Raw genomic sequence first — 9,134 nt, forward strand, 5'->3', positions numbered from 1 at the left:
CTGAATCTGAATCGGCGACCTCGAAAAACGCTCGGCTGGCGCAGGCCTGGAGAAGCCTTCATTGAAAACTGCGCAAGGCAAGGAATTGTTATCGACCCGGCTGTTGCACTTGGTATTTGAAACCGCCCTACTTTTCTTTGCAGCAGGCAAAGAAAAGTAGGTGCCCGCCCCGCACAGGGGCGACACTAATAGACCAATAAGAAATCAAGGAAAGGCCAACGCCGCAGGCATACAGACACCAAGCGCCGCGCAGGCAAAAAAAGCGCCTAGACACTACAAGCAGCCCCTCCCGAAGCCGCAATCTCCCGCGCGGCCTTAGCGCCCTCCACCTGTAACAAAGTCGGCAACGAAACCCCATTCTTGGCCGCCGTCACCTCGGCAAGAATCGAAACCGCAATTTCAGGCGGCGTCCGGCTGCCAATATAAATCCCAACCGGCCCATGCAGCCGGGCCAACTCGGCATCGTTCAGATCGAACTCCTTCAACCGCTCGCGCCGCGCCTGATTATTCCTTCTCGACCCCAAAGCACCCACATAAAAAGCCGGCGTCTTCAACGCCTCCATCAGCGCGAGATCATCCAGCTTGGGATCATGCGTCAGCGCAATCACCGCACACCGCTCGTCGAGCTTCATCTCGATCACCGTATCGTCCGGCATCGTCCGCACGATCTTCGTGCCGGGAATGCTCCACTCCTCGGTGTACTCCTCGCGCGGATCGCATACAGTGACCTGATAATCGAGCCCAACCGCGATGTTGCACAGATAGCGCGACAACTGCCCCGCACCAATCACCAGCATCCGGTAACGCGGGCCGTGAATCGTCAGCAGACGCTCGCCGTCGAAATGCACGCCGTCTGTCGCCTGCGCCGCATCGAGCCGTACCGCGCCCGTCACCATGTCGACTTCGCGCGCCACCAGACGGCCGTCCTCCACCGCATGACACAGTTCGCCAATGCCGCTTTGCAGCGTCAAAGGCTCCAGCACGAGTTGGATCGTGCCGCCGCAAGGCAAACCAAAGCGATGTGCTTCTTCAGCCGTAATCCCGTACTTCACCGCCTCCGGGCGCGTCTGCTCAATACCCCTTTGCCGCACGCGGTCGATCAGATCGTCTTCAATGCAGCCGCCCGATACCGATCCCACCACGAGTCCATCGTCGCGCACGGCGAGCATCGCGCCCTCGGGGCGCGGCGACGAGCCCCACGTCTTCACCACCGTCACCAGCAGCGCGCGATGTCCCTCGTCCAGCCAACGTGCGCTGGACTTCAGAACTTCGAGATCCACGCTCTCCATGATTTCTTCCTTTTGGTTCCGTCGCCGCCGGACTCAGTGTCCGCAGCCTCATCCGATTCCGTATTTTGCGCCGCCGCTTCAGTTACTGCAGTGACCCCCTCATCCGGGGTCGCTGCGCCGTCTGCGTCGCCGCCGACCTGCGCGCCGAAGCGCTTGAAAAATTCGCCCGCGATTTTACGCGCCGCACCGTCGACCAGCCGGGAACCGATCTGCGCGAGCTTGCCACCGACCTGCGCTGTCGCCGTGTACGTGAGCTTCGTCGCGGCGTCGCCTTCGGGTTCCAGCGTGACGTGCGCATTGCCCTTGCCGAAGCCTGCCACGCCACCCTGGCCTTCGAAAACGATGGTGTATGTGTTCGGCGCCTCGATGTCGGTCAGCTCCATGCGCCCTTTGAAGCGTGCCTTCACCGGACCGACCGCTGCGCTCATCACCACCGCGTAGGCATTTTCGCCATCTGGGTCGATGCTCTCACAGCCGGGAATGCACGCGCGCAGAATTCCCGTATCGTTCAGCGCATCCCACGCGCGCTGCTGAGAAACCGGCAGCGTATGGGTTTCACTCAATTCCATGGTGTTGCTCCCGCAGTTGTCGTGGCGGATACGGTGAGACGAGGCGCGCGTGTGAGTTGCGCGAGATCGTGGCCGAACGCTGCCAGACTGTCTAGATTGTGTACCGGACGATGCGCGTCGACATACGGCAGGATCGCCTGCACGCCGCGCGCTTTCGGTGAGAAACCGCTGAAACGCAGCAGCGGGTTGAGCCACACGATACGGTGGGCGAAGCGGCGCAGGCGGGCCATTTCGGTGTCGAGCACGTCGATCGCTTCGTGATCCAGGCCGTCGGTCACGAGCAGCACCGTGGCTCGGCCAGTCAGCACGCGGCGTGCCCAGCGTCGGTTGAATTCGGCGAGCGCTGCGCCGATGCGTGTGCCACCTGACCAGTCGACCACCTGATCGGTGAGTGTCGCAATCGCCACGTCGGGATCGCGCTCGCGTAGCGCGCGCGTCGCGTTGGTCAGCCGCGTGCCGAACAGGAACACCTGCAGGCGCTCACGCGATTGCAGAAGCGCATGGCAGAAGTACAGCACGGCGCGCGAATAGTTGCTCATCGAGCCGGAGATATCCAGCAGCAATACCAGCGGTGGTTTGCGTTCGACTGCCGCGCGATACTTCCACACCGTCCAGTCGCCGCCCGCGCGCACCGCGTGCCGTGCGCTGGCGCGCAAATCAGCATGCGTGCCGCGCGAGGCGGCCTTCAGGCGGCGCGTCGGTTCGGTGGCAAGCGGTAGACGCTGGCCGCGGATCAGATGCCGCAACGTGCGCCATTCGTCAGCGGAAAGCGTGTCGAAATCGCGATGACGCAGCCGCTCTTCGGCACTGAAAGTGACGTGCGCGTGCAGTTCGTGTTGTTCAGTTTCTTGTGGCGCTTTGCGGTGCGGCGAGGGTGGCGTGCGTACGGCAAGCGCGTCAGCGAGACGGTTGTTGCGTTTGGGCGGCGGCAGACCATCGCGGACTTTCGGCAGCAGCAGTGCGCGCAGCTTGCCTTCCCAATCCGGGTCGCGCCAGAAGAGATCGAAGGCGGCGTTGAAGAGGTCGCGTTCGTCCGGCGCGCAGACTAATAGCGTGGCGAGCGCGGCGCGCACGTCGTCGCGGCGGCCGAGGTCGATCCAGTGCAGCGCGGCGAGCGCATCGACGGCTTGTGCCGGCGACATCGGCAGGCCCGCGCCGCGCAGCACACGCACAAAGTGCACTACGTTGCGGGCTAATGTGGGCGTATCGACCGGCGCGGCTGACCTGTCGATTGCAGCATTCATCGGACGCGCGCCGGCCTCGCCTGCGGGCGCTCCGCCGCCAGCCGACGCATCGTGGCCTCCGTCCGTTGCCAGCGTCATCGCCGTTACTCCCGCACCGCGAGACATTGCGCGATCTGCGCGGCATCGACGCGCGCCAGATCGTCCTGATACTTGAGCAGCACCCCCAGGGTGTTCTGCACCGATTGCGGATCGAGTTCCGTCACCGACAGCGCTTCCAACGCGCGGCACCAGTCGATCGTTTCGGCGATGCCGGGCGCCTTGAACAGATCCATGCCGCGCAGGCGATGCACGAAATCGACCGCGCGCCGTTGCAATTCAGCCGACGTCTGCGGCGCGCGCGCGGCGACGATCTCCAGTTCACGATCGCGCTCGGGATAGCCAATCCATTGATACAGGCAACGGCGTTTCAACGCGTCGTGTACTTCGCGCGTCCGGTTCGACGTCATCACAACCAGCGGCGGCTGCGCCGCGCGAACCGTGCCGTACTCGGGAATCGATACCTGGAAGTCCGAAAGCAGCTCCAGCAGGAAGGCTTCGAACGGTTCGTCGGCGCGGTCGATTTCGTCGATCAGCAGCACACGCTGCGCACCCGGATGATGTTCGTCGGGCATCAGCGCTTGCAGCAGCGGACGCTTCAGCAGGAATTCGCTGCGATAGAGCGTGTCGTTGCCAGGCCGCTCGCCGGCGGCTTCGGCCAGACGCAGCGCCATGATCTGGCGCGGGTAGTCCCATTCGTAAAGCGCGCTGGCCGTGTCGAGTCCTTCGTAGCATTGCAGCCGCAGCATCGAGGTGCCGAGCATCCCCGCTGCAGCTTTGGCGAGTTCGGTCTTGCCGACGCCCGGCTCGCCTTCGACAAACAACGGCCGCTCCATGCGCAGGGCGAGATACAACGCGGTCGCGAGTTCGCGGCTGGCGAAGTATTTTTGGGCGGCGAGTTGCGCGAGGGTGTCGTCGATTGAAGCAGGCTGCATGATGTTCCTGAATCCGCACGGTGAAACGGGTGAGGCGCGGGGCGGCATGGCCGCCGCGCGACGGCTAAGAAGATCATGACCGCAGCCGCAGCCGCAGCCGCAGCCGCAGCCGCGACGGTGACGGTCAGCGTGGGCCGCGAACGCGGCTAACGCGCCATGCCGAGGCACGCCACGTCAGCCCCCAACCGCGCGTATCGCTAACCGTTCGCCGTCGTCACCGCGCGCGCGGCCAGCACCGGAATCAGATGCGCGCGATATTCAGCGCTCGCGTGCATGTCGGTGTTCAAGTCGGCATCGGATACGGTCACCGCTCGCGCAGCCTCAGGTGTGAAATTCGCCGATAGCGCGCTTTCCAGTTCCGGCACGCGAAATACCGACGCTGCCGCGCCCGTCACCGCCACGCGCACACCGCTCGCGAACTTCGCGACGAACACGCCGACCAGCGCAAAGTGCGAAGCCGGATTCTCGAATTTCACGTAGGCCGCGCGTTCCGGCACTGGAAACTCGACGGCTACGATCAACTCGTCGGGCGCCAACGCAGTCTCATACATGCCGACGAAGAAATCGCTCGACGAAATCCGTCGCCGATCGGTGACGATGGTCGCATCCAGGGCCATCGCCGCCGTCGGATAGCAGGCGGCCGGATCGTTGTTCGCGAGCGAACCGCCGATAGTGCCGAGCGCGCGGACCTGGCGATCGCCGATGTGCCCGGCGAGGTCCGCGAGTGCCGGTAGCACGCGCCGAAGCTCGGTGTGATCGGCGACGTCCGCGTGACAGACCGCGGCGCCGACTGTCACCTTGCCGGCATCGACGGAGATCGATTTAAGTGCCGGAATCCTCGTCACGTCGATCAATTGCGAGGGCTGCGCGAGACGCAGGCGCATGGTCGGCAACAGGCTTTGCCCACCGGCGAGAAACTTCGCGTTGCTGTCGGCGGTGATGGCTGCGGCGGCCGCTTTCGGATCCGTCGCGCGTTGATACTCGAATGAATACATGTCGAATGCTCCGCTCAGGATCTCAGTGGGGTTGCTTGGCCGCTTGGATCGCGGACCACACGCGATGCGGCGTCGCCGGCATTTGCAGGTCGGTCACGCCGAGCGGCGCGAGCGCGTCGAGGATCGCGTTGATCACCGCCGGTGGCGAGCCGATCGCGCCCGCCTCGCCGCAGCCTTTCACGCCGAGCGGATTGTGTGTGCAAGGTGTGCCTTTCACGGTTTCGACGGTGAAGTTCGGCAGGTCGGACGCGTGCGGCATCGCGTAGTCCATGTAGGAACCGGACAGCAACTGGCCGCTTTCGTTGTCGTACACGCAGCGCTCCAGCATCGCTTGCCCGATACCCTGAGCAAGCCCGCCGTGCACCTGACCTTCGACAATCATCGGATTGATCACGTTGCCGAAATCGTCGACCGCCGTGAATTGCTGGATGCGGGACACGCCCGTTTCCGGATCGACCTCGATCTCGCAGACGTACGAACCCGCCGGATACGTGAAGTTGCTCGGATCGTAGAACGCGCACTCATCGAGACCCGGTTCGAGCACGTCGAGCGGATAGTTGTGCGGCACGTACGCGGCGAGCGAGATATCGGCGAACGCCTTGGTCCGATCGGTGCCCGCGACGCGGAACACGCCGTCCTTGAACTCGATGTCTTCCGCCGCGGCTTCGAGCAGATGCGCGGCGATTTTCTTCGCCTTGGTTTCAATCTTGTCGAGCGCTTTCATGATCGCCGAACCGCCGACCGCGATCGAGCGCGAGCCATACGTGCCCATGCCGAACGGAATGCGGCCGGTATCGCCGTGAACGATCTCCACGCTCTCCAGCGCGATGCCGAGCCGGTCCGCGACCACTTGCGCGAAGGTTGTCTCATGCCCTTGGCCGTGACTGTGCGAGCCGGTGAACACGGTGACGGAACCCGTCGGATGCACGCGAATCTGGCCGACTTCGAAGAGCCCGGCGCGTGCGCCGAGTGCGCCGGCGATGTTCGACGGCGCCAGGCCGCAGGCTTCGATGTAGCACGAGTAACCCAGGCCGCGCAGCTTGCCGTTCTTTTCTGATTCCTGTCTGCGCGCGGCGAAGCCCTTCACGTCCGCGAGTTCGAGCGCGCGGTTCAGGGTGGTGTCGTAGTCGCCGGTATCGTAGGTGAGACCGACTGGCGTCGCATACGGAAACGTGCGGATGAAATTGCGGCGACGAATTTCCGCGGGATCGAGTTTCATCTCGCGCGCGGCGGTTTCGACCAGACGCTCGACGACATACGTCGCTTCCGGACGGCCTGCGCCGCGATAGGCGTCGACCGGGACGGTGTTGGTGAAGACCGCTTTCACCTCGGCGTAGATGGCGGGCGTCGCGTACTGGCCGGCGAGCAGCGTCGCGTACAGGATGGTCGGCACGCTCGATGCGAAGGTCGACAGATACGCGCCCATGTTGGCGATCGTATGAACGCGCATCGCGAGGAACTTGCCGTCGGCGTCCATCGCCAGTTCGGCTTTGGTGACGTGATCGCGGCCGTGTGCGTCGGACACGAAAGCTTCCGAACGCTCGGCAGTCCATTTGATCGGACGGCGAATTTTCTTCGATGCCCACGTCAGCGCGACGTCTTCGGCATACAGGAAAATCTTCGATCCGAAGCCGCCGCCGACGTCCGGCGCAATGACGCGCAGTTTCGATTCCGGCAGCGACAGCACGAACGCGGCCATCAGTAAACGTTCCACATGCGGATTCTGGTTGGCGACGTAGAGCGTGTAACTGTCGTCTTGCGCCGAGTAGCTCGCGTTGACCGCGCGCGGCTCAATCGCATTCGGGATCAGGCGGTTATTGACGATGTCGAGCGTGGTGACGTGCGCGGCTTTGGCGAAGGCGGCGTCGGTTGCGGCTTTGTCACCGTGGCCCCAGTTGTAGCAGATGTTGTCCGGCACTTCGTCGTGCACCGCGGCCTGGCCCGGATCGGCCGCGTGCGCCGTGTCGACCACGGCCGGCAGCACGTCGTAATCGACTTCGATCAGTTCGGCGGCGTCTTTCGCGGCCTTGATCGAATCGGCGATCACCAGCGCGACCTGATCGCCGACGTGGCGCGCTTTCGTGTGCGCGATGATCGGATGGGGCGGCTCGTTCATCGGCTTGCCGTCGGTGCTGTGGATCAGCCAGCCGCACGGGAGTCCGCCGACGTTTTCCGCGGCCATGTCTGCGCCGGTGAAGATCGCGATGACGCCGGGCGACTGTTTTGCCGCGGCGATGTCGATGCTGTTGATTTTTGCGTGCGCGTGCGGCGAGCGCAGGAATACCGCATAGGTTTGCTGCGGCAGGACGATGTCGTCGGTGTACTGACCGTTACCCGTGAGGAACCGATAGTCTTCCTTACGTTCGACGGAGGCGCCGATGAGGTGGGTGTCGGGTGCGTTCATCGTCGTCTCCTCAGGCGGTGGCTTGGGCGGTGGCCGGCGCATTGGCTTGGGCCGTGCCGGAGGATTTCATGCCTTCGGCGCCTTCGAGGACTGCTTTGACGATGTTGTGATATCCCGTACAGCGGCACAGATTGCCGTCGAGCTGGGCGCGCACGTCGTCGCCGGTGAGATTGGGCTGACGCTCGACGAGCGAGATCGCGCTCATTACCATGCCGGGCGTACAGAAACCGCACTGCAGGCCGTGACAGTGTTTGAAGGCGGCTTGCATCGGGTGCAGGGCGCCGTCTTTGGCGATCCCTTCGATCGTGGTGATGTTTGCGCCTTCGGCCTGGACCGCGAGGATGTTGCAGGACTTGATCGCGCGGCCGTTCAGATGGACGGTGCATGCGCCGCACTGGGCGGTATCGCAGCCGATGTGCGTGCCCGTGAGGCGGAGTTGATCGCGAAGGAACTGAACAAGCAGGGTGTTAGGGTCGATTGAGGCGCTGATGGGCGCGCCGTTCACCGTCAGACTGATGCTGATCGCCATGAAGTTGTCTCCTTATGGGGTGAAACCGGACCTTTGTTTTTCCTGCCTTCAGCTACCTGTTCGTGGGGTCCGATGAGGGTGCAGCTGGTTTGCGCTTTTTTATGGGTCTGCCGAAAAGTAAAGCACAAATTGCTTGGGCGCGCTATTGGGTTGTGTGCCTGCGGCGCTTTGTTTTGGTCGTTTGCCTACGGCGGTGGGTTTTGCTTGAATTGTTTGCCTGTTCGGCGCTTATTGCCTGTTTGCCTATGGCGTTGGGCTTTGCCTGGTTTGTTTGCCTTCGCGGCGCTTGTTTCGTCTGTACGCCTGCGGTGTTGGCCTTTCCTTGATTTCTTATTGGACTATTAGTGTTGCCCCTGTGCGGGGCGGCACCTACTTCTCTTTGTCAGCTATGTCTCCGGTCTATACACCGGCCGCAAAGAGAAGTAGGCAAGAGAAAGCGGCTCAAACCGCTAATTCTTAAGCGGGTCCCCCGCGCAGCCACGGTAGTGGTGCATCTGGAATCCGTGCCCCCGCACCTTCAGCGTCAGTGACAAAGGCGTCATCAGCTCCCACTCCGCACTGCGTGCGTCGCGGATGGGTCTGCCAGGGAAACCGGGGGGCTTCGTTTGGGCGCGGCGGGTGCCATCGGCTTCGCCTCGGCGCGGACTGACCTGCCGAGGAAACCTGGGGCTTCGTTTAAGGTCCGTGGATGCCGTCGGCTGTGCCGCGGCGAAGTGCCAAAAGATATCTGTTTCGGGAAGTGCCAGCTGGCGCCTCGAGCGACCGATAAGTCGCGGCAGCGTATGCCGGGATGAATTCGCACTTCGAATGAAGCGCCGGTGCATGGCAGGAACGTTGGAGATGCAACGGTGAGTCACGGCGTCGAGTGAGGCCCGCGCGCGAAACGTGCAGATGGTTCTGTGAAATACCCTTCGGCGCGCGCAGCGCCGCCGGAAGTATGACGGCCTTGTCACTCGCGCCGAATGTGCGAGGGCACAGATTCCAGATGCACCACTGCCCCCTCCAGGCCCTCAGGATTACCCACATCTCGCGGAAGCTCATCCGTCCTGGCTAAAGATCCGGTACATCTCGGTGATTTCATGAAGCACAAGGAATCCACGCCACATGACGGTTGGCCCAGGCGGGTGATCATG

Annotated in this window: 7 protein-coding genes and 1 pseudogene; 1 reads left to right on the forward strand and 7 read right to left on the reverse strand. The window is 63.2% G+C overall.

The window, feature by feature from the left end; genetic code table 11:
• Window positions 1–120, forward strand: a pseudogene (locus tag GNZ12_RS45755) (IS30 family transposase); the annotation flags it as partial.
• Window positions 121–266: 146 nt separating this feature from the next.
• On the opposite strand, the gene GNZ12_RS11255 reads toward GNZ12_RS45755, so the two are convergent.
• The 7 genes from GNZ12_RS11255 to GNZ12_RS11285 all read right to left on the reverse strand — a co-directional run bounded on the left by GNZ12_RS11255 (window position 267) and on the right by GNZ12_RS11285 (window position 8,001).
• Entirely contained in the window at window positions 267–1,289 is a 1,023-nt protein-coding gene (locus GNZ12_RS11255; protein ID WP_172310407.1) for an XdhC family protein, read from the reverse strand.
• Complete coding sequence (locus GNZ12_RS11260; protein WP_172310408.1) at window positions 1,262–1,858, reverse strand: CoxG family protein; 597 nt, start codon at window positions 1,856–1,858, stop codon at window positions 1,262–1,264. Before GNZ12_RS11260 ends, GNZ12_RS11255 begins: the two co-directional genes overlap by 28 nt.
• Window positions 1,849–3,102: a vWA domain-containing protein gene (locus tag GNZ12_RS11265; protein WP_172310413.1), complete on the reverse strand. Its 1,254-nt coding sequence runs from the start codon at window positions 3,100–3,102 to the stop codon at window positions 1,849–1,851. The genes GNZ12_RS11260 and GNZ12_RS11265 overlap by 10 nt, the downstream gene beginning before the upstream one ends.
• An 83-nt stretch (window positions 3,103–3,185) precedes the next feature.
• Window positions 3,186–4,073: an AAA family ATPase gene (locus tag GNZ12_RS11270; protein ID WP_172310409.1), complete on the reverse strand. Its 888-nt coding sequence runs from the start codon at window positions 4,071–4,073 to the stop codon at window positions 3,186–3,188.
• Window positions 4,074–4,270: 197 nt separating this feature from the next.
• Window positions 4,271–5,068 carry an FAD binding domain-containing protein gene (locus GNZ12_RS11275; protein ID WP_172310410.1) on the reverse strand — a complete coding sequence of 266 codons (798 nt, stop codon included), beginning with the start codon at window positions 5,066–5,068 and terminating at the stop codon, window positions 4,271–4,273.
• Between the two features lie 22 nt (window positions 5,069–5,090).
• Window positions 5,091–7,472: a xanthine dehydrogenase family protein molybdopterin-binding subunit gene (locus GNZ12_RS11280; protein WP_172310411.1), complete on the reverse strand. Its 2,382-nt coding sequence runs from the start codon at window positions 7,470–7,472 to the stop codon at window positions 5,091–5,093.
• A 10-nt stretch (window positions 7,473–7,482) separates the two neighbouring features.
• A complete protein-coding gene (locus tag GNZ12_RS11285; protein WP_172310412.1) occupies window positions 7,483–8,001 on the reverse strand; it encodes a (2Fe-2S)-binding protein in 519 nt (172 codons plus the stop codon).
• Between the last annotated feature and the right edge of the window lie 1,133 nt (window positions 8,002–9,134).

It is taken from the genome of Paraburkholderia solitsugae, assembly GCF_013177695.1.
In the GTDB taxonomy this organism is placed as follows: Bacteria; Pseudomonadota; Gammaproteobacteria; order Burkholderiales; family Burkholderiaceae; genus Paraburkholderia; species Paraburkholderia solitsugae.